This window comes from Nocardioides zeae (assembly GCF_030818655.1).
Taxonomy (GTDB): Bacteria; Actinomycetota; Actinomycetes; order Propionibacteriales; family Nocardioidaceae; genus Nocardioides; species Nocardioides zeae_A.
Window position 1 is genome coordinate 2,634,905 of record NZ_JAUTAN010000001.1, and the last position, 19,098, is coordinate 2,654,002.

Below are 19,098 nucleotides of genomic sequence, written 5' to 3' on the forward strand. Positions count from 1 at the left end.
GACCTGAACACCGTTAAGGAATTTTTCTGAACGGTGTTCAGGTCTGGCCGTCGAACGGCTAGGGTCGCGTCCCGATGTCGACCACCACCACCCCCCGCACGGTCGCGGACCTCCTCGCCGCCGACCGCGCCCACGTCTGGCACCCCTACGCCTCGGCCACCCGGCCGGGCCCGGTGCGCCTCGTCGAGCGGGCGTACGGCGCGCGCCTCGTGCTCGCCGACGACCCGGCCCGCCCGGGCGAGCCGCGGGAGGTCGTCGACGGGATGGCCTCGTGGTGGGCGGCCGTCCACGGCTACGCGCACCCGGCCCTCGACGCCGCGGTCACCGAGCAGCTGGGGGCGATGGCCCACGTGATGTTCGGCGGGCTCACCCACGCCCCCGCCGTCCGCCTGGCCGAGCGGCTGGTGGAGCTCACCCCCGCCGGGCTCGAGCACGTCTTCCTCGCGGACTCGGGGTCCGTCGCGGTCGAGGTGGCGCTCAAGCTGGCGGTGCAGCACCAGCGCGGGGCGGGTCGCCCGCGCCGCACGCGCATGCTCGCCCTCCGCGGCGGCTACCACGGCGACACCTCCGGCGCGATGAGCGTCTGCGACCCCGTCGGCGGCATGCACGCGCTCTTCCCGGGCCGGCTCGCCCCGCAGGTCTTCGCGCCCCGCCCCCCGGCCCGCGGCTCCGACCCGGCCGCGGTGACGGCGTGGGTCGACGAGGTGCGCGCGCTGGCCCGCGACCACTCCGACGAGCTGGCGGCGATCGTCGCCGAGCCGCTGCTGCAGGGCGCCGGGGGCATGCACGCCTACCCGGCGGCGTGCCTCGTCGCGCTGCGGGAGATCGCCGACGAGCACGGCCTGCTGCTCGTGCTCGACGAGATCGCGACGGGCTTCGGCCGCACCGGCACCCTCTTCGCCTGCGACGCCGCCGGGGTGCGCCCCGACGTGCTCTGCGTCGGCAAGGCGCTCACGGGCGGCTACCTCTCCGCGGCGGCCGTGCTCTGCACCCGGGAGGTGGCCCGCACCGTGAGCGACGGCGAGGGCGGCGGCCTGCTCCACGGCCCGACCTTCATGGGCAACCCGTTGTCCTCGGCGGTCGCGCTGGCCAGCCTCGACCTGCTCGCCGACGGCTCGTGGGCGGCCGACGTCGCCCGCATCGAGCGGGGGCTCGCGACGGGCCTCGCCCCGTTGCGCGACCTCCCGGGGGTGCGGGACGTCCGCACGTGCGGCGCGGTCGGGGTCGTCCAGCTCGACCGGCCCGTCGACGTGCCGCGGGCGACCGACGCCGCCGTCGCCGCGGGCGCGTGGCTGCGCCCCTTCCGCGACCTGGTCTACGCGATGCCGCCGTACGTCGCGTCCGACGCCGAGGTGGCGACCATCGTCGCCGGGATGACCGCGGCGGTGACGGCATGACCTGGGCCGCCTGGTGGGCCGGCCAGGCCCGCGAGCGGGAGGCCGCCGGGCTGACGCGCACGCTGCGGCCCCGCCCCGCCGACGACCCGACGACGGACCTGGCGGGCAACGACTACCTCGGGCTCTCCCGTGACCCGCGCGTCGTCGAGGCGGCCTCTGCGGCGGCACGCACCTGGGGCGCCGGGGCCGGCGCCTCACGGCTGGTGACGGGCACCCTCGCCGTGCACGTGGAGCTCGAGGACGAGCTCGCCGCCTGGACCGGCCAGCCCGCCGCGCTCGTGTGCTCGACGGGCTACCACGCCAACCTCGCCCTCGTCACCGCGCTCGCCGACCCGGGCACGCTGGTCGTCTCCGACGCCCACGTGCACGCCTCCCTCATCGACGCCGTCCGGCTCGCCCGCGCCCGGGTGGCGGTGGTGCCCCACGCCGACGTCGACGCGGTACGCCGCGCGCTCGCCACCCACGCCGCCGAGGCCCCCGACGCTCGGGCGCTCGTGCTCGTCGAGTCCGTCTACTCCGTGCTCGGCGACGCGGCCCCGCTCACGGCCCTCGCGGACGTGGCCGCGGCGTACGGCGCCCTCCTCGTCGTCGACGAGGCCCACGGACTCGGCGTGCACGGACCCGGGCTCGTGGCCTCCGCCGGGCTCGCGGGCCAGCCGCACGTCGTGCTCACCGCCACCCTGTCGAAGGCGCTCGGCGCCCAGGGCGGTGCCGTGCTCGGGCCGGTCGCGCTCGTCGAGCACCTGGTGAACCGCGCACGGCCCTTCATCTTCGACACCGGGCTCGCGCCGACGTCGACCGCGGGCGCCCTCGCCGCGCTGCGCGTCGCCCGGGACGAGCCGTGGCACGCCGCCCGCGTGCGCGCCCGGATGCGCGCACTGGCCGCGGCCCTCGGCGTACCCCCGGCGGCCGGGGCGGTGCTGTCCGTCCCGATGCCGTCCCCGCAGGCGGCCGTGGCCGCCCAGGCCGACCTGCTCGGGCGGGGCGTGCGCGTCGGGTGCTTCCGCCCGCCGTCCGTGCCCGACGGTGTCGCCCGGCTCCGCGTGACCGCCTCGGCGGGCGTCGACGACGCCGCCTGGGACCGGGCCCTCGCCCTCCTGACGGACGTCGTCGGCGGCGTGCGGGAGGCCGCGTGAGCACCGGACGGGTCGTTGTCGTGACCGGAACCAGCACGGGCGTCGGCAAGACCGTCGTCACGGCGGCACTCGCGGTGGTCGCCGCGGAGCACGGCTCCGTCACCGTCGTGAAGCCGGTGCAGACGGGCATCGGCACGGTCGCCGCGCCCGGCGACGAGGCCGACGCCGACGTCGTGCACCGCCTCACCGGGTGCGCCGTGCAGGAGCACACCGCCCTCGCCGACCCCCTCGCCCCCGACACCGCTGCCCGGCTGCGCGGGGTGGGGATCCCGCGCGTCGCCGAGCACGCGGACCGGGTGCGCGTGCTGGCGGCCTTCGAGGACACCGTGGTGGTGGAGGGAGCCGGCGGCCTGCTGGTGCGGCTCGACACCGAGGGCGGCACGCTGCTCGACCTGGCCGCCGAGCTCGGGGACCTGGACGTCGACGTGGTCGTCGTGGTCGCCGCCGGCCTCGGCACCCTCAACCACACGGAGCTGACCGTCGGGGCGCTCCGGGCGCGCGGCATCGAGCCGGCCGGGCTGGTGATCGGCTCCTGGCCCGCCGAGCCCGACCTCGCCGAGCGCTGCAACCGCGACGACCTGGCGCGGGTCAGCGGCGTACCGCTGCTCGGCTGCGTGCCCGCCGGCGCCGGCGCGCTGGACCGGGACGCGTTCCGCGCCGCGGCACCCGGGTGGCTTCAGCCCTGGATCCGCGCGAAGGGGCGCGCCTCCTCGAGCTCGTAGGCCACCTCCAGCAGCGTCGCCTCCCGTCCGCGGCCGGCGCCGATCATCACGCCGAGGGGCAGACCGTCCGCCGTGGTCGCGAGGGGCAGCGAGATCGCGGGCTCGCCCGTGGCGTTCTGGAGCGGCGTGAAGGCCACCCAGTCCAGGAGCCGGTCGATCACGGTCGCGAAGTCCAGGGTCGGGTCGAGGTGGCCGACCGGGGGCGTGACCGTCGCGACGGTCGGGGTCAGCACGACGTCGTGGTCGGCGAAGAACGCGGCGCTGAGCCGCTCGGAGCGCGCCAGCCGGGCGATCGCGCCGGGGAGGCGGTGCATCCGCCGCGCCGCGTGGCGCGCGAGCCCCCGGGTGAGGTCGTCGAGCCGGGACGGGTCCCACGTGCCGCGGTGGCTCGCTCGCCCGGTCGCGACGAGGAAGGTGGCCAGGAAGCCCCAGTAGAGCAGGAAGTCGTCGCGGAACGACGGCGGCACCGGCGGCTGCTCCAGCTCCACCACGTGGTGACCCAGCTCCTCGAGCAGGCGGGCCACGCCCAGCGTCGCCTCGCGTACCTCGGGGCTCGCGACCGTGCCGACGGACGTGGTCACGACGGCCACCTTCAGCCGCTTGGTGCCGGGCCGCGTGATATCCCCGACGGGGGCGAGCGCGAGGTTGCGGTATACGCGCTCCGCCTCGCGGAGGTACGCCGCCGTGTCCCGCACCGACCGGGTCACCACGCCGTCCGCGACGATCCGCACGGGCATGTCGCGGAACACCTTGTCCTGCGCGAAGCGGTTGCGGGTCGGCTTCAGCCCCACCAGGCCGCAGGCCGCCGCGGGGATGCGGATCGAGCCTCCTCCGTCGTTGGCGTGCGCGATCGGCACGACCCCCGCCGCGACGAACGCCGCGGAGCCCGCGGAGGACGCCCCCGCCGTGCGCGTCGGGTCCCACGGGTTGCGCACCGCCCCGAGCCGCGGGTGCTCCGCGGAGGCCGAGAAGCCGAACTCCGACAGCTGGGACTTGCCGATCGGCACGACCCCGGTCGCGCCGTACATCCGGAAGAAGTCGCCGTCCCTGGCCGCCGGCCGGGCGACGAACGCGTCGCAGCCGTCCTGCGTCGGCAGCCCGGCGACCGCGACGTTGTCCTTCACGACCGTCGGCACCCCGGAGAAGAACCCGGGGCGCGGGTCGCGCGCCTGCCGCCGCGCCCGCGTGTAGGTGTCGAGGGCCAGGCCGTTGAGCGTCGGACCCACCGCCTCGCACCGGGCGATCGCGGCGTCCACGACCTCGACCGCGGAGACCCTCCCGGCGGCCAGGTGCTCCGCGAGACCCACGGCGTCGAGGTCGCCCAGGGCGTCGTCACCGAACGCGTGCACTCTCGTCATGCGCGCACGCTACTGACGGGTCACCCGGGGGGCCACCTCTCCCGCCGTTCCCGTGGACGGGGCGGGGCCCTGTCCGCCGAGCGCGGCCGTCGTCCACGGAACGCGGGACGTCCCGGGAAACCGTTGACGCGTCGACGCCGCCGTCCCTACCTTCTCTTCTAGTCTTCTAGATGAGTGGGAGTGACCTGACGATGAACCGCCTGACGTCCCGGCTGCGCGCGGTGCGAGCCAGCGGACGCCTGTTCGTGCTCGGCTTCCTGCCGGCCGGTTACCCCGGGCGCTCGGGCTTCGTGGCCGGGGTCGCCGCCGCGTTCGACGCCGGCGCCGACGCCCTCGAGATCGCCATCCCCAACCCGCCCCTGCCGCTGGACGGCCCGCTCATCCAGGCCGCGGGCCAACAGGGTGCAGCCGCCATCAGCGGACCCCACGAGGGCCTCCGCCTGGCCGCGCTGCAGCGGCGGGAGCCCGACCAGGCGGTCGTCGCCCTCGCCTACCGCCACGCCCGCCGAGGAGCTCGGCCAGCAGGGGCTGCTCCAGACGTGCCTCGACGCCGACGTCGACGCGGTCCTCATGCCCGAGCACTCCTTCGCCGAGCAGATCCAGGCCGCCACCGCGGCGCGTCGGGTCGGGCTCGAGCAGGTCCTGTTCATCCACCTCGAGAAGGACCTCGCGCTGCTGCGCGACCTGCCCTTCGCCGACCCGGTCGTCTACGTGCAGTCGGCCGACCTCCAGACCGGCGGCACCTTCGACCCCGCCAAGGCCCGCGAGCGGGTCACCGAGCTGCGCGAGGCCATGGGCGGGCGCGACGCCCACGTGCTGGTCGGCTTCGGGGTCCGCGGACCCGACGAGGTCGAACTGCTCGTCGACACCAGCGCCGACGGTGCGGTGATCGGCACGACGCTCGTCGCTGCCGCCGGCGAGGGCGAGCACGCCGTGCGCCGGCTGGTCCGCAGCGTGCGCCGGGCCGCCGAGCGCGAGGACCGCGTCCGTGCCTGACGATCCCGAGGCCTTCGCGCGCGCGGTGCGCCGCAGCCGCCCCGACGCCGGGGGCACGGCCAAGTACCTGGCGATCTGCCGCGACGTCACCGAGGCGATCGAGACGGGGCGTCTGGTGCCCGGCTCCCTCCTGCCCTCGCAGAAGGAGATGGCCGACCACTTCGGCGTCACCGTGATGACGCTCCGCCAGGCGCTCGGCGTGCTCTCCGACCAGGGACTGCTGCGCGTCGAGCACGGCCGCGGGACCTACGTCGCGCGCCGCCCCTACCGACTGCCGATCGACGTGCTGACCAGCTTCCGCGCGTCGGTCGAGGCCCGTGGCAGCGCCATGGGCACGCAGATCCTCAGCGCCGAGGTCGTGCCGGCACCCCCGGGCGTCCCCGTGCGGATGGGGCTCGAGACCGACCGGGTCTTCGCGCTCGCCCGCTTGCGCACCGTGGACGGAGTGCCCTTCGTCTACACGATGTCGCTGCTGCCCGTCGAGATCGGCACGGCGCTGCGCATCGACGAGGTCGGCGGGGCGTCGCTCTACGACGCCCTCGCCGAGCAGCTCGGGCTGCGGGTCGAACGCGCGGTGGAGACCTTCCACGCCACCGCCATGGCGACCGACGCGGCGGCAGCACTCGGCCGGTCGGCGGGCTCGCCCGCCCTGGTCAGCAGCCGCATCACCTACACCGCCGAGGGCGTGGCCGTCATCGACGACCGCGCCACCATGCCCGGCGACGCCGTGGAGATCTCCACGGAGCGTCGGGTCCACGACCTCCCGCTCCAGCTCGTCCCCACGAGCCGGTCCGACGACGACGGCGCCGTCGGACCGACCTGAAGCACCACCGCCCGAGCACCACCCGAACCCCCGCAGGACACTCTCCAGGAGTCACCATGGCCATCAGCCGCAGGACCTCGCTCGCCGCGCTCGCCACCACCGTCACGCTCGTCGCCGCCGGATGCGCGTCCAACCAGGACAACACCGGCACGAACGCCGACGCCGCCGACGCCGAGACCAGCACCATCACCATCGCGATCGACGTGCCGTTCCACCCGATCTTCGACTACCTCATGGCCACCTCGGCGCCCGACTTCGAGGAGATGGGCTACGACGTGGAGTTCGAGGTGCTGGACGCCACCACGCAGGTGCCCTCGTTCGGGCGGGGCGACGTCGACGTGATCACCACCGTGCCGTCGTTCCAGCCGCGGATCCAGGAGCAGTACGGGATCGACACGACCTACTTCTTCCCCATGGCCCGCTGGACCCCCGGCCCGGAGCTCCTCGTCGCGCCGGACTCCTCGGTCGACTCCATCGAGGACCTCGCCGGCAAGAGCGTCGCCATCGCCCCGCTCAGCAGCCGCTTCGGCGCCGAGCAGGCCGCCGTCGCCGCGGCCACCGGCGACACCATCGACGAGTACTTCGACCTCACGGAGACCGACGCCGCCGCCCAGGAGCTCACGCTCGGCCGTGTCGACGCCGCGTTCGTCGAGGCGCCCGCCACCGCCCCGCTGCTCGCCGAGGGCTACCGCCCGGTCTTCAGCGTGCAGGAGGCCTTCGAGGAGGCGTTCGGCGACCCGGCCGTCATGAACGGCGGGTTCATCGCGAGCACCGACTTCGTCGACAAGAACCCCGAGTTCGTCGACGCCCTCGTGCAGCTGACCCAGGAGGCCTGGACGCTCTACCAGGAGGACCCGGACACCGTCATCGCGGAGGCCGCGGACGTCAGCGGCATCGCGGCGGACCAGCTCACGCTCGTCGGCGAGGTGCTCAACCTCTCGGGCACCACCGAGGAGCAGAAGAAGGTCACCGAGCAGGACGTGGAGACCTGGACCGAGATCTACCCGCTCCTCGCCGAGTCGGGCTTCATCGAGTCCGCCCCCGCCGACCCGGCCGCGCTCTTCCAGATCACGGGCGAGTGACGTGAGCACCCACATCGAGGCCGGGGGGCGCCTGGCCCAGCCGGGCGGCACCGAGGGCAGCGGCCCCTCCCGCCCTCGGCGTGAGCCCGACCGGGGCGGGGAGCGTGCGGCCCGCCCCGGCCGCGGCCGCGGGCTGGTACGGCGCTGGATCCGTCCCGCGCGGGTCGTGCTCGCCGCGCTCGTGATCCTGCTGGCGTGGAACCTGGCGGCGCCCCACTACCCCGGTTACGTCCTGCCCGCCCCGATCGACGTCTGGACCTCCTTCACCTCCACGTGGAACCGCGGGGTGTGGATCGAGGAGGTCTGGGCGACCCTGCAGCACCTGCTGCTGGCGTTCGGGATCGTGCTGGTCGCCGGACTGCCGCTGGGCATCGTCATCGGCCGCTCGAAGATCGCCGAGGACCTCAGCCGGGTCGTGCTCGTCTTCCTCCAGACCGTGCCCACGATCGTGCTGATCGCCCTCGCGCTCGTCGTCGCCGGAGCCTCCACCAGCTCCGTCGTCGGCGTGACGGTGGCCGGGTCGATCACCTACTTCCTGCTCAACGTCATCCAGGGCACCCGCGCCATCGACCAGGACCTGGTCGACATGGCGCGGGCCTACCGGGCCTCGGAGGGCGCCATCATGCGCACCGTCGTGCTGCCCGCCGTGGTGCCGTACTTCCTCGCCGGCGCCCGCATCACCCTCGGTGTCGCGTGGCAGATCACCCTGTTCGCCGAGTACCTGATGGGTGCCGAGGGCATCGGCTTCCAGGTGAGCAGCGCGATCAAGCTGCTCGACACCAAGGCCGTCTTCATGTGGGGCCTCAGCGTCGTCGCGATGACCCTGGTGCTCGAGTACGGCGCGTTCCGCCCGGCCGAGCGCCGCCTCACCCGTCACGTCAAGAAGGGCTGACCCATGGCCACCACCTCCGCGCCGATGATCGCCTTCCGCGACGTCGGCAAGACCTACCCGAAGACCACGGCTCCGGTCATGACCGGCGTGGACCTCGAGATCGAGCGCGGCGAGCTGGTCGCGCTCATCGGCCCCTCGGGTTGCGGCAAGTCGACGCTGCTCAACCTGCTCGCCGGGCTGACCGACGCGACGACCGGGACGATCGACGTGGCGGGCAGCGCCGGCACCGAGGAGCTGCGGAGCGCCTACGTCTTCCAGAACCCCCGGCTCCTCCCGTGGCGCTCGGTGCGCCACAACGTCGAGTTCGGGCTCGAGCAGGCGGGCGTGCCCGCCGCCGAGCGGCGCCGGCGGGCGAACGAGGCCCTGGAGCTCGTCCACCTGGGCGAGCACGGGGAGAAGTACCCGCACCAGCTGAGCGGCGGCATGCAGCAGCGGGCGGCGCTCGCCCGCGGCCTGGCCCTCGAGCCCGACCTGCTGCTCCTCGACGAGCCGTTCGGTGCGCTCGACGCGCTCACGCGCAGCTACCTCCAGGAGGAGCTGCTCTCGATCGTGCGCCGCTTCGGCACCACGACGCTCCTCGTCACCCACGACATCGACGAGGCCCTGCTCCTGGCCGACCGGATCGTCGTGATGTCGAGCCGTCCGGCGCGGATCAAGCGGGTCGTGACGGTGCCCTTCGGACGCGAGCGCGCGCTCGACTCCGTGCTCGCGCACCCGCAGTTCGTGCCGCTGCGCCACGAGATCCGCGACCTGCTCCGCCCGGAGGTCGCCGCCTCCGACCCCGCGGTCGAGGCCGGCGCCCCGGAGGTGCTCTCGTCGTGAGGACCCTCGCGAACGGGCTCGGCACGGTGGTCCGGAGCCGTGCCGGGCGGCTCCTGGTGTGCTACCTCCCCCACGGCGACCCCGCCACCCCCGACGCCACGGCACGTCTCTACGCCGACCACGGCGTCGACGTGCTCGAGGTCGGCGTGGCGGGTGGCCACGCCCTGCTCGACGGCCCGGTCGTCAGCGCGTCGATGGAGCGCGCGACGGCCGCCGGGTGCACCGGGACCGCCGCCGCCGAACGCCTCGCCGCCGACCTGGGCGACGTGGACGACAGCGCGGCCGTGTGGATGAGCTACCAGGAGGAGCCGGGCGCGGCGTACCTCGACGTCGTCGCCTCCTCGGGGGCCGGGGGCGTCCTCCTGCCCGACGCCGACCAGCTCGCCCTGGTCGACACGGCCGCGGCGGCCGGCCTGGCGGGCGTCCCGTTCCTGTCGCACGCGCCCACGGAGGCCGAGGTCGCGGCGGCGCGGCGAGCGGAGGGGTACGTCATGCTGGCCGCGGCCGACGGGGTGACCGGGCACCGCGACCACGTGGCTCCCGGCAACGCGGCGACGATCGCCCGCCTGCGGGAGCAGGGCGTCACGGCGCCCGTCCTCCTCGGCTTCGGCCTCTCGACCGGTGACCACGTGCGGGCCGCGCTCGCCATGGGCGCCGACGGGGTCATCGTCGGCTCGGCCTGCGTGCGCGCCGCCGAGGCCGGGCGGGGAGCGCTCGTCTCCCTGCTGTCCTCGCTGCGGACGGCGGTGGACGGTGCCTGAGCCCACGCCCCCGGTGGCGACGGCGGAGCCGGGCGTCCCGACGTACGTCGGCGTCGACATCGGCAGCACGACCACGAAGGCCATCGCGTTCAGCGCCGACGGGTCGCCCCTCGCCTCGGGCTCGGCGGGCTACGAGATCAGCCGGCCGGCGCCCGAGCGCGCGGAGCAGGAGGGCCACGACTGGATCGACGCCGTCGACGCGTGCGTCGCGCGGCTCGCCGCGCAGGTGGACCTCGGCCCGGTCCGGGCGATCGGTGTCACCAGCCAGGTCGACACCCACGTGCCGGTCGACGCGGCGCTCCGCCCGCTCCGCCCGGCCCTGCTGTGGCAGGACGTGCGGACGGCCGCCACGGCCGAGGCCCTCAACGAGCGCCTCGGCCCCGAGGGCCGGCTCGCCGGCTGGGGGGACGAGCGGCCCATCGACGCCTCCAACCCGGTGCCGCGCGCGCTGTGGCTCGCCGAGCACGAGCCCGACGTGTGGGCCGCCACCCGGTGGCTCCTCCTCCCGAAGGACCTCGTCGTCGCGTGGCTGACCGGCGCGCCGTCCGCCGACCCCCTGGGGTCGTTCAAGGTGGTCGGCCCCGACGGGCGGTACGTCGCCGGGGTCGCCCACGCACCGGGCCTCGCCGAGCGCCTCGCGCCCCTGGCGTCGCCGGAGGTGCCCGCGGGGCGCACCGTGCGGCCGTGGCACGGGATCCCGGCCGGCACCGTGGTCGCCACGGGGACGATGGACGCCTTCGGCAACGTCCTCGGCTCGGGCCTGCACGAGGTCGGCCACACGATGGCGACGATCGGGACGTCGGTCATCGTGGCCGCCCTCGGCGCCGACGGCACACCCGCGCCGGGCGTCGTCGCCTTCGCCCCGTTCCGCTCGCGGCACGTGCACGCCGGCCCCACCCAGTCCGGCGGGGACTCGCTGCGCTGGTGGGCGCGGCTGTCGGGGCACTCGGTCGAGGAGGTCGTCGCCGCGGCCGCGACCGCCGCTCCCGGCTGCGGCGGTGTGGTCTTCGCGCCGCACCTCATGGGCGAGCGGGCCCCGCTGTGGGACGACCACGTCCGGGCCTGGTTCACCGGGATGAGCTCGTCGACCACGTTCGCGGACCTCTCGCGCGCCGTGCTGGAGGGCGTCGCGTACTCCCTGCGCGAGCTGCTGGAGGCCGTCGAGGTGGCGACCCCGCGGGCCGAGGCGCTGACGTTGTCGGGCGGCGGCTCGCGCAGCGAGCTGTGGTGCCAGATCGCCGCCGACGTCACCGGCCGGGTCGTCCGACGCTCCCGCGAGGCCGACACCGCCGTCGTCGGCGCGGCGACGCTGGCCGCCTCGGCCCTCACGGGCGACGACCCGTGGCGGGCCGCTGCGAGCCTCGCCCAGGTCGACCGCGTCTTCGAGCCCGACCCGGGCGTCACCGCGACGTACGACGAGCTGTTCGCCCTCTACCGCCAGACCTACGCGGCGCTGGGCCCCGTCCACGACCGGCTCGCCGCGCACCGCTCGACCACCCCAGGAGGAACCCCGTGACCGCCACCCTCCCGCTCCCCGGCCACCCCGACCTGCGCGACAAGGTCTGCCTCGTCACCGGGGCCAGCCAGGGCATCGGGGAGGCGACGGCGCGCTACCTCGCGGAGTGCGGCGCCACGACCGTGCTGGCCGCCCGCAACCTGGCCGCCTGCGAGGACGCGGTCGAGGACATCACCGCCGCGGGCGGCACGGCCGTCGCCATGCAGCTGGACGTGACCGACGACGCCGCCGTCGCGGCGACGGTCGCGGAGGTGGAGGCCCGGTACGGCGCACTGCACCTGGCGTTCAACAACGCCGGCACGCAGGGGCCGGCCGCGCCCCTCCACGAGCAGGACGACGCCACCGTGCGCCAGGTGCTGGAGGTGAACCTCTTCGGCGTCATCTCCTGCCTCCGCCACGAGGTGCCGGCCATGCTCCGCGCCGGCGGCGGTGTCATCGTCAACACCGCCTCCGTCGGGGGTGTGATCGCCGCCCCCGGCATCGCGCCCTACTGCGCCAGCAAGCACGCCGTGGTCGGCCTCTCCAAGTCGGCCGCCGCCGACTACGGCCGGCGGGGAGTGCGCATCAACGTGCTCGCCCCCGGCTCGGTGCGCACCCCGATCCTCACCGACTGGCTCGCCGAGCCGGGAGCGCTCGAGCACATGGAGTCCCTGACCCCGCAGGGCCGCATCGCCGAGCCCGAGGAGATCGCCCCGGTGGTGGCGTGGATGCTGTCCGACGCGTCGTCGTTCATGACCGGCTCGGTGGTGACGGCGGACGGCGGGTACACCGCCCTCTGAGGTCGCGCGCTCTGAGGTCCCGTGCTCTGAGGTCCCGCGCTCCCGGCGGGCCGGGCTCAGTGCTCCGCGACGCAGAACTGGTTGCCGTCGGGATCCGCCAGCGTGACCCAGCGGAAGTCGCCCATCGAGCGCTCCGCCACCAGCGTCGCCCCGGCGTCGACGAGACGCTCCACCTCGGCGTCGAGGTCACCGGAGGCAGCCCCGAGGTCCAGGTGCATCCGGTTCTTGCCGGGCGTCGGGTCGTCGACCTTCTGGAAGCCGAGCCGGGGCCCGCCGGGGAGCTGGAGCACGACGAACCAGCCGTCGTTCTCCGCCTCCACCGTGGCGCCCGTCTGCGCCGACCACCACGCCGCGAGGGGGCTCGGGTCGGTCGTGTCGAGGGTGATCATGCCGAGGGTCAGGGTCATGCGTCGGACGATAGGCGTCGACGGTGACGGTCCTGGGCGCGCGGGGCCCAGAACTGTGCACCTGGAGCAGTCCGCGGCGCTTCCGGCCCACCCCAGCCGCACAGTTCGCAGGCCCGACCCGACGGCGGGCCACCTCCGCCCCGGTCGAACGCCCGCAGGTCCGGCGAGGGCGTCGAACGCGCCGGTCCCCCCGGGGGGGGCCAGAAATGTGCTCCTGGGACGAGCTCCAGCCCCTCGGGCCCACCCCATCCGCACAGTTCGTCGGCCCGCGAGCTCGTGCAGCGGCTCCACCCTCACGCCCCGAACAACCCCAGCAACACCGGCAGCAGCACCGCGGTGCTGAACGCCGTCAGGCCCATCGCCAACCCCGCGAACGCGCCCTCCTCGGGGTCGTCGGCGAGCGACCGCGACGTACCGATCCCGTGCGACACCGCCCCCATCGCCACCCCGCGGGCGTGGGGGTGGCGCACCCGGGCGAGCGTCATCAGCCAGGGGCCGAGCACCGCGGAGACGATGCCGACGCCGATCGTCAGCACGGCGGTGAGCGCCGCGATGCCGCCGGCGTCCCCGGAGAGCACCAGCGACACGGGCGTGGTCGCCGCCTTGGGCGCCATCGTGATCGCGAGCTGCTCGTCCCCGCCGAGCAGCGTCACCAGCCAGAAGCCCGTGCTGACCGACACGACGACGCCGAGCGGGATCGCGACGAGCAGCGGCAGGAGCAGCCGGCGGAGGTGGTGGGCCTGCCGGTGCAGCGGCACCGCGAGCGCCACCGTGGCCGGGCCCAGCAGGAAGGCGAGGAGGTCGCCGCCGCGCGAGTACTCGCCGTACGACGTCCCCGTCGCCAGCAGCACCGCCGAGACGAGGACGATCGCGACGAGCACCGGCTGCGTCGCCGGGTGCCGGCCGCAACGGTGGTGCACGGCCCGTCCGACCCGGTACGCCGCGAGCGTCAGCAGCACGCCCAGCAGGGGCGACCCCTGGAGCCAGGCCCAGGTCGCCTCGGGCTGCCAGGCGAGGAGCGGGGTCACCGGCCCCGCCGCGGCAGCAGGAGCGTCACGACCCAGCCGACGAGCACGAGACCGATAGCCCACGACGCCAGGAGCGCACCGACGATCGGCACGGCGTCGTCCCGCACCACCGCGAGGAACGCGACGATGCCCACCCCGGCCGGGATGAACAGCAGCTGCAGGTGGGCCAGCAGCCCGTCCGCGGCGGTCAGCGTCGCCGAGCGGGGGCCGGGTCGGCGCACCTGGAGGGCGACGAACAGGCCGAGCATGCCGACGACGGCCCCGGGGACCGGGATGCCGAACGTGCGCACCACGAGCTCACCGACGAACCAGAAGCCGAGCAGCCACAGGAGGCCGTCGAGGAAGACCACCGATGCAGGGCGAGGGGGCCGGGCGCGGGAGGTCATGGCGAGGCATTCAAGCAGGAGCGATCGGGGTACCGTGAGGAGGTGCCGTCCACCACTCCCGCACGTTCGACGCCGAAGAAGCGCCGACACCTGATCGACTTCGACAACCCGCCGCAGGCGGCGCCGCCGAAGGTCGCCGAGGAGCGCCTGACCAGCGTGCAGCAATGGGTCATGTCGGTGCTCATCGTCACCACGGCCCTGCACCTCGCGGGCGGCCTCGTGGTCGCGGCCCTCGCGATCGACGGCCACCTGGCCTCCCGCGTCGGCCTCGTGGTCATCGCCGCGATCGTCGGCGTGATCGGCATGGCCTGCGGGCTGCTCGTGCATCGGCGCTCGCCGCTGCACTGGCTGCTCCTGCTGGGCCTGCTCCCGGCCGCCATCGGCAGCATCTGGATCTTCTGACCCGACCCGACCCCGCTCAGCGGGACCCGGCTCGCCCCACCCCGCGCCGGTGGCACGCCACCAGGTGCGTGTCGACGAGCCCCGTCGCCTCCATCAGCGCGTGCATGGTGGTCGGCCCGACGAAGGTCAGGCCTCGCTTCTTCAGCGCCTTGCTGAGCGCCAGCGACCCCGGCGACGTGGTGGGCACCTCGGCGACCACCCGCGGCGCGGGCGTCTCCTCGGGACGGAACGACTCCAGCAGGTCGGCAAAGACCTCCGGGCCCTCCTCCCGCATCGCCAGCACCGCGCCTGCGTTCACGATCGTCGCGTCGACCTTCGCGCGGTTGCGCACGATGCGGGCGTCGGCCAGGAGCGCCGCGCGCTCCTCGTCGCCGTACGCCGCGACCCGCGCCACGTCGAACCCGGCGAATGCCTCCCGGAAGGCCGGGCGCTTGGCCAGGATCGTCGACCACGACAGGCCCGACTGGAAGGCCTCGAGCGTCAGGCGCTCGAAGTAGGCCGTCTCGCGATCGACGCCGCGACCCGCGACGGGGACGCCCCACTCCGTGTCGTGGTAGTCCCGCATCGGCCCCGGGCGTGCTGCCCACGGGCAGCGCGCCACGCCGTCCCTCCCCCAGGACCGCGTCCCCCCGGTGGGCGTCCCCCAGGTCGACGTCGCTCACCGCCGCTCGCGCAGCCGCGCGTTGGGGAGCACGGGGGCGGGGATCGGCGGGAGGTGGTCACCGACCACGATCCCGAAGCGACCGTCGGCGACGTCCTGGGAGTCGCCCACCACGGTGTCCGTCCCCGCCGTGACCTGCGCCTGCCACGCCTCGCGGTAGGCGACGACCTCCTCGTGGGTGCGTCCCACGAAGTTCCACCACATGACGATGGCCTCGCCGAAGGGCGGGCCGCCGAGGAGCAGCACCCGGGAGCCCTCCCCGCCGGCGACGAGCGTCAGCGTGGCGTGCTCGGGCGCGACGTACGCCAGGTCGGCGCGCGCCGCCGCCACCCCCTCCACCGTCACGTCGCCGAGGTCGACGAGCACCCCGTGCTCGAAGGCCGGGTCGACGTCCAGCGTCACCCTGGCACCCGGCGCGAGCACCAGCTCGGCCCCCAGCAGCGGGGTGAAGGTCGCCACGGGCGACGTCGAGCCGAGCAGGCTGCCGAGGAAGACGCGCGCCTCCACGCCGGGGGCGTGCACCGTCGGCGGCGCGTGGTGCTCGAAGGCGGGCGCCGTGTCGCGGTGCGCCTCGGGCAGCGCGACCCACAGCTGCGCCCCGTGCAGCTCCGTCGTGTCCGGTGTCGACACCTCGGAGTGGCTGATGCCGTGGCCCGCCGTCATCAGGTTGACCTCGCCGGGCCGCACCATCGCGTGGGAGCCCACCGAGTCGCGGTGCTCGATCTCGCCGGTGAACAGCCACGAGACGGTCTGCAGCCCCGTGTGCGGGTGGGGCGCCACCTTCATGCCGCCGGACTCCGCGACGAGGTCGGGCCCGTAGTGGTCCACGAAGCACCACGCCCCGATCAGCGAGCGCTCCCGCTGCGGAAGCGTGCGCCGCACCAGCATCGCGCGGGGGCCGCCCAGCGGCACGTCACGCGGCTCGAGGATCTCCACGCCACCACCCGCAGCGTCGCCCGCCCGGCACTCGACCTCGTCCGGACGCGTCTCCGTGTTGCTCATGGAGCCATCCTGCCGCCCCCCCACCGACAACCGCACCCGACGCGTCCCCAGCCCCCACCCGACACCCCGGTTCCACCGGCACGGCGCCGCCCGTTCACCCGGCCCCGGCAGCCTCTGCCTGCGTGCGCATCGCTCAGCTCGCCAACTTCATCGGCCCTGCCTCGGGAGGGATGAAGACCGCCGTCCAGGCGCTCGCGGAGGGGTACGTCGCGGCCGGCGCCGACCGGCTCCTCGTCGTCCCCGGCCCCACGGACGCCCGCTACACCACCGACCTCGGCGAGGTGGTCCAGCTGCGCGCACCGCGGGTGGGAGCGAGCTACCGCCTCATCGTCGAGCCGTGGCGGGTCATCGACGCCCTCGAGGAGTTCGGGCCGACCACGATCGAGGTCAACGACAAGTCGACCCTCCTGCCCGTCACCCGGTGGGCGCGGCGCAGCGGCGTCGCCTCCGTGCTGTTCTCCCACGAGCGGCTCGACCACATGCTCTCGATGCGCATGGGCCTCGACGCGAGCGTCAAGACCACCATCGGCCTCTACAACAAGATCCTCGTGCGGCAGTTCGACGCCGTCGTCGTCACGTCGGGGTTCGCGCGGGCCGAGTTCCGCCTCCCGGCCGCCGCCGCGGGCTGCCCGCTCGTGCGGGTCCCGCTGGGCGTCGACCTCGAGACCTTCCGCCCCGTCCAGGCCCCCGTGGAGGGACGCGGCGGTCCCCTCCGGCTGGTCCACGTCGGCCGCCTGTCGCGGGAGAAGTCGCCCCACCTCGCCGTCGCGACGGCCGTCGAGCTGCACCGGCGGGGCGTCGACGTCCGGCTCGACGTGTACGGCGACGGGCCCCACCTCGACGAGCTCCGGGCCATCGCGGGCCGGGCGCCCGTGACCTTCCACGGGCACGTCGCCGGTCGCGCCGAGCTGGCCGCCCGCGTCGCCGCCGCCGACGTCGCCCTCTCGGTCTGCCCCGGCGAGACCTTCGGCCTGGCCGTGCTGGAGGCCCTGGCCTGCGGCACCCCCGTCGTCACCGCGTCGTCGGGCGGTGCCCGCGAGCTGGTCGACGAGCAGTCGGGCGCCTGGGCGCCGCCGCGTCCCTCCGCCCTCGCCGAGGCCGTGCTCGCCGTGGCCGCGCGGCCCGAGGCGCAGCGACGACGCGCGGCCCGGGCGCGGGCCGAGGAGTTCCCGTGGAGCGCCACGGTCGACCGCATGCTCGCGGTGCACGAGGGGCTCGGCGGCCGCGCCCCGCGGGCGCTCGTGGCCTGAGGGCGGGGTCCTCCCGGCCGGCGACAGAGCACCCGCGCCGCGAGATCAGTCCTGGTCCCGGCTGGGGTCGGGGATGGTCTCGGGGAGCTCGCGCACGGGCATGAGGACGACGTCGTTGATCTTCCAGTCCAGCTCCCGCAGCCTGTCGACGGCGGTCTCGAGATCGTCGATGTCGACGTGCCGTCCCGGCCGGGGCCGCACGAACGCCTCGACGTGGAAGACGTGGCCCTGGTCGCGGACGCGGGACCTGCTGTCGACCACCCAGTCCTGACGGGCGAGGACCTCGTCGACGGCGAGCGTGAGCGGGTGGGGGTGCTCGTCGTCGAAGGTGCGGGCGCGGCGGTCCATGAGCCCGCTCGAGGCAGCACGCAGGTTGCGCCACCCGTCGTGGACGATCGAGCCGGCGATCAGCAGCGCCGCAGCCGCGTCCGCCCACCAGAGGCCCAGACCGATGCCGATCACCCCGACGATGGTGCCGAGGGCGGTCATCCAGTCCGCCTTCTGCATGTCGGCGTCGGCGTAGAGCACCTTGTCGTGCAGCTGCTCGGCCAGCGGCAGCTTGAGCCGGCCGAGGACGAACGGGCCGATGCCGGTGTAGACCATCGCGGCGATCATCAACCAGCCCGACCACACGGCGTGGCCCAACAGCTCGGTCGTGCCGATCGGTGGGTGCTCGGCACGCAGCAGCCCCAGCCCGGAGTCGACGACGAGGCTGACCCCGACCGCCAGGAGCGCGACCGCGGCCGTGAGGTGGCCGACCCCGGTGGCGCGGTGGAAGCCGTACGGGTGGTCGCTGGTCGGCCGCTTGCGCGCCCGACGCACGGCGACGAGGAACGCCAGCGGCGGGATCAGCGCCAGGAGGTCCTCGGCCCACGCGTTCTGCATGGCCTGCGAGCTGCCCATGGTGAGGAAGACGACGACCACGGCGGTGACCATGAACGCCAGCGTGGCGATCTCCAGGCGTACGGCGCGGCGCAGGGCCGAAGCCTGCTCCTCGGGCAGGTCGGTGTGGCCGAACCGTGAGCGGGGGTAGCCGCGCTCCCCCGCCTCGTCCGCACCCCGGGCCGCACTCACGACGTCGCCCCGTCGAGCCAGCGCTCGAGCTCCGACTGGAAGGCGTTCTCGCCCATCGGCACCAGCATCACGTGCGCCCTCGCGCCGTCCGCCGTCCGCTCCTCCGTGTACGGGCGGGTCGGTGCCGCCTTCGAGGTCCAGGCGTTCTGGTCGCTGAGCCCACCGACCACGAGGTCGAGCTCGCCCTTCTCGAGCATCTCGACGAGGTGCTCCTCGCCCGCCACCGTCCACTCGACACGCGCCCCGAGGTGGTCCGCGAAGCCCTCGACCAGCTCGGGCTCACGACCCGTGGGGGCGTCGGTCCCGGTCTCCACCCACCCGGGGCTCGGCGAAGCCCCCGCGCGCAGCACGCCGTCGCGCCGCACGGCGTCCAGCGTGCCGTCAGGATCGGTCGGGATGGAGAGACCGCACGCCGACAGCAGGGTGATGACGAGGGCCAGCAGGACCCAGACGGACGGCGAGCACCGCCCCGGTGCCGGCTCAGGATTCACGTCTCCTCGGTACCCGCTTCCCAGCCGGGGAAGCCACGCGGGGGGCCGCACCGCCGACACCCGACACCCGAGACCCTCCTGGCCCGACGGTCCGCCGGTTTCGCTCGGTCGTC

Annotated in this window: 21 protein-coding genes; 13 read left to right on the forward strand and 8 right to left on the reverse strand. The window is 75.0% G+C overall.

The genetic code is table 11. The features are described from left to right. Positions 1 to 74 precede the first annotated feature (74 nt). From QE405_RS12550 to bioD, 3 genes are read left to right on the forward strand one after another with little or no spacing between them, the layout of a single operon-like run. Positions 75 to 1,397 (forward strand): adenosylmethionine--8-amino-7-oxononanoate transaminase, encoded by a 1,323-nt coding sequence (locus tag QE405_RS12550; protein WP_307201207.1) that lies wholly within the window; start codon positions 75 to 77, stop codon positions 1,395 to 1,397. Further along, complete coding sequence (locus QE405_RS12555; protein ID WP_307201209.1) at positions 1,394 to 2,533, forward strand: 8-amino-7-oxononanoate synthase; 1,140 nt, start codon at positions 1,394 to 1,396, stop codon at positions 2,531 to 2,533. The genes QE405_RS12550 and QE405_RS12555 overlap by 4 nt, the downstream gene beginning before the upstream one ends. Before the next feature lie 20 nt (positions 2,534 to 2,553). Continuing rightward, positions 2,554 to 3,255 (forward strand): dethiobiotin synthase, encoded by a 702-nt coding sequence (gene bioD, locus QE405_RS12560; RefSeq protein WP_307201211.1) that lies wholly within the window; start codon positions 2,554 to 2,556, stop codon positions 3,253 to 3,255. On the opposite strand, the gene QE405_RS12565 is transcribed toward bioD, so the two are convergent. Continuing rightward, entirely contained in the window at positions 3,210 to 4,613 is a 1,404-nt protein-coding gene (locus QE405_RS12565) for an amidase (protein WP_307201212.1), read from the reverse strand. The genes bioD and QE405_RS12565 overlap by 46 nt on opposite strands. Positions 4,614 to 5,015: 402 nt before the next feature. Between QE405_RS12565 and QE405_RS12570 the strand changes: the two genes are divergently transcribed. Genes QE405_RS12570 through QE405_RS12605 form a run of 8 tightly spaced genes read left to right on the forward strand, consistent with a single transcriptional unit; the run spans position 5,016 to position 12,284 of the window. After that, entirely contained in the window at positions 5,016 to 5,609 is a 594-nt protein-coding gene (locus QE405_RS12570) for a tryptophan synthase subunit alpha (protein WP_307201214.1), read from the forward strand. Next, positions 5,602 to 6,432 carry a GntR family transcriptional regulator gene (locus tag QE405_RS12575; protein ID WP_307201216.1) on the forward strand — a complete coding sequence of 277 codons (831 nt, stop codon included), beginning with the start codon at positions 5,602 to 5,604 and terminating at the stop codon, positions 6,430 to 6,432. Before QE405_RS12570 ends, QE405_RS12575 begins: the two co-directional genes overlap by 8 nt. Positions 6,433 to 6,488: 56 nt before the next feature. Beyond that, the gene (locus QE405_RS12580; RefSeq protein ID WP_307201218.1) at positions 6,489 to 7,514 is read left to right on the forward strand and encodes an ABC transporter substrate-binding protein; all 1,026 of its coding nucleotides are present in this window, start codon (positions 6,489 to 6,491) and stop codon (positions 7,512 to 7,514) included. Position 7,515: 1 nt separating this feature from the next. Next, the gene (locus QE405_RS12585; RefSeq protein ID WP_307201220.1) at positions 7,516 to 8,406 is read left to right on the forward strand and encodes an ABC transporter permease; all 891 of its coding nucleotides are present in this window, start codon (positions 7,516 to 7,518) and stop codon (positions 8,404 to 8,406) included. A 3-nt stretch (positions 8,407 to 8,409) separates the two neighbouring features. Beyond that, entirely contained in the window at positions 8,410 to 9,228 is an 819-nt protein-coding gene (locus QE405_RS12590) for an ABC transporter ATP-binding protein (RefSeq protein WP_307201222.1), read from the forward strand. After that, on the forward strand, positions 9,225 to 9,989 hold the full coding sequence (locus QE405_RS12595; protein ID WP_307201224.1) for a tryptophan synthase subunit alpha: 765 nt from the start codon (positions 9,225 to 9,227) through the stop codon (positions 9,987 to 9,989). Before QE405_RS12590 ends, QE405_RS12595 begins: the two co-directional genes overlap by 4 nt. Beyond that, positions 9,982 to 11,505, forward strand: a complete 1,524-nt coding sequence (locus QE405_RS12600; protein ID WP_307201226.1) for a xylulokinase — start codon at positions 9,982 to 9,984, stop codon at positions 11,503 to 11,505. The genes QE405_RS12595 and QE405_RS12600 overlap by 8 nt, the downstream gene beginning before the upstream one ends. Further along, a complete protein-coding gene (locus QE405_RS12605) occupies positions 11,502 to 12,284 on the forward strand; it encodes an SDR family NAD(P)-dependent oxidoreductase (RefSeq protein WP_307201228.1) in 783 nt (260 codons plus the stop codon). Before QE405_RS12600 ends, QE405_RS12605 begins: the two co-directional genes overlap by 4 nt. A 56-nt stretch (positions 12,285 to 12,340) precedes the next feature. Here QE405_RS12605 and QE405_RS12610 read toward each other — a convergent pair whose 3' ends face one another. The 3 genes from QE405_RS12610 to QE405_RS12620 form a co-directional block, all read right to left on the reverse strand. Next, positions 12,341 to 12,691, reverse strand: a complete 351-nt coding sequence (locus tag QE405_RS12610) for a VOC family protein (protein WP_307201230.1) — start codon at positions 12,689 to 12,691, stop codon at positions 12,341 to 12,343. Between the two features lie 293 nt (positions 12,692 to 12,984). Next, on the reverse strand, positions 12,985 to 13,719 hold the full coding sequence (locus tag QE405_RS12615) for an LrgB family protein (RefSeq protein ID WP_307201231.1): 735 nt from the start codon (positions 13,717 to 13,719) through the stop codon (positions 12,985 to 12,987). Further along, a complete protein-coding gene (locus tag QE405_RS12620) occupies positions 13,716 to 14,105 on the reverse strand; it encodes a CidA/LrgA family protein (RefSeq protein WP_307201233.1) in 390 nt (129 codons plus the stop codon). Before QE405_RS12620 ends, QE405_RS12615 begins: the two co-directional genes overlap by 4 nt. A gap of 42 nt (positions 14,106 to 14,147) precedes the next feature. Here QE405_RS12620 and QE405_RS12625 point away from each other — a divergent pair, with 42 nt between their 5' ends. Further along, a complete protein-coding gene (locus tag QE405_RS12625) occupies positions 14,148 to 14,507 on the forward strand; it encodes a hypothetical protein (protein ID WP_307201235.1) in 360 nt (119 codons plus the stop codon). A gap of 16 nt (positions 14,508 to 14,523) precedes the next feature. Here QE405_RS12625 and QE405_RS12630 read toward each other — a convergent pair whose 3' ends face one another. Together QE405_RS12630 and QE405_RS12635 are read right to left on the reverse strand one after the other, a co-directional pair. Further along, positions 14,524 to 15,108, reverse strand: a complete 585-nt coding sequence (locus QE405_RS12630) for a DNA-3-methyladenine glycosylase I (protein ID WP_307201237.1) — start codon at positions 15,106 to 15,108, stop codon at positions 14,524 to 14,526. Positions 15,109 to 15,165: 57 nt separating this feature from the next. After that, complete coding sequence (locus QE405_RS12635) at positions 15,166 to 16,170, reverse strand: pirin family protein (RefSeq protein WP_307201240.1); 1,005 nt, start codon at positions 16,168 to 16,170, stop codon at positions 15,166 to 15,168. Positions 16,171 to 16,292: 122 nt separating this feature from the next. On the opposite strand from QE405_RS12635, the gene QE405_RS12640 reads away from it, so the two are divergent. Then, the gene (locus QE405_RS12640) at positions 16,293 to 17,420 is read left to right on the forward strand and encodes a glycosyltransferase (RefSeq protein WP_307201242.1); all 1,128 of its coding nucleotides are present in this window, start codon (positions 16,293 to 16,295) and stop codon (positions 17,418 to 17,420) included. A gap of 45 nt (positions 17,421 to 17,465) precedes the next feature. Here the strand turns inward: QE405_RS12640 and QE405_RS12645 are convergent, their stop codons facing one another. After that, positions 17,466 to 18,494, reverse strand: a complete 1,029-nt coding sequence (locus tag QE405_RS12645; RefSeq protein ID WP_307201244.1) for a cation transporter — start codon at positions 18,492 to 18,494, stop codon at positions 17,466 to 17,468. After that, positions 18,491 to 18,985: a transporter substrate-binding domain-containing protein gene (locus QE405_RS12650; RefSeq protein ID WP_307201246.1), complete on the reverse strand. Its 495-nt coding sequence runs from the start codon at positions 18,983 to 18,985 to the stop codon at positions 18,491 to 18,493. The genes QE405_RS12645 and QE405_RS12650 overlap by 4 nt, the downstream gene beginning before the upstream one ends. Positions 18,986 to 19,098: the final 113 nt, after the last annotated feature.

Coding starts and splice junctions, on each gene's coding strand:
- QE405_RS12550 (WP_307201207.1), top strand. CDS start 75: ATGTCGACCACCACCACCCCCCGCACGGTCGCGGACCTCCTCGCCGCC.
- QE405_RS12555 (WP_307201209.1), top strand. CDS start 1,394: ATGACCTGGGCCGCCTGGTGGGCCGGCCAGGCCCGCGAGCGGGAGGCC.
- QE405_RS12565 (WP_307201212.1), bottom strand. CDS start 4,613: ATGACGAGAGTGCACGCGTTCGGTGACGACGCCCTGGGCGACCTCGAC.
- QE405_RS12580 (WP_307201218.1), top strand. CDS start 6,489: ATGGCCATCAGCCGCAGGACCTCGCTCGCCGCGCTCGCCACCACCGTC.
- QE405_RS12590 (WP_307201222.1), top strand. CDS start 8,410: ATGGCCACCACCTCCGCGCCGATGATCGCCTTCCGCGACGTCGGCAAG.
- QE405_RS12610 (WP_307201230.1), bottom strand. CDS start 12,691: ATGACCCTGACCCTCGGCATGATCACCCTCGACACGACCGACCCGAGC.
- QE405_RS12620 (WP_307201233.1), bottom strand. CDS start 14,105: ATGACCTCCCGCGCCCGGCCCCCTCGCCCTGCATCGGTGGTCTTCCTC.
- QE405_RS12635 (WP_307201240.1), bottom strand. CDS start 16,170: ATGAGCAACACGGAGACGCGTCCGGACGAGGTCGAGTGCCGGGCGGGC.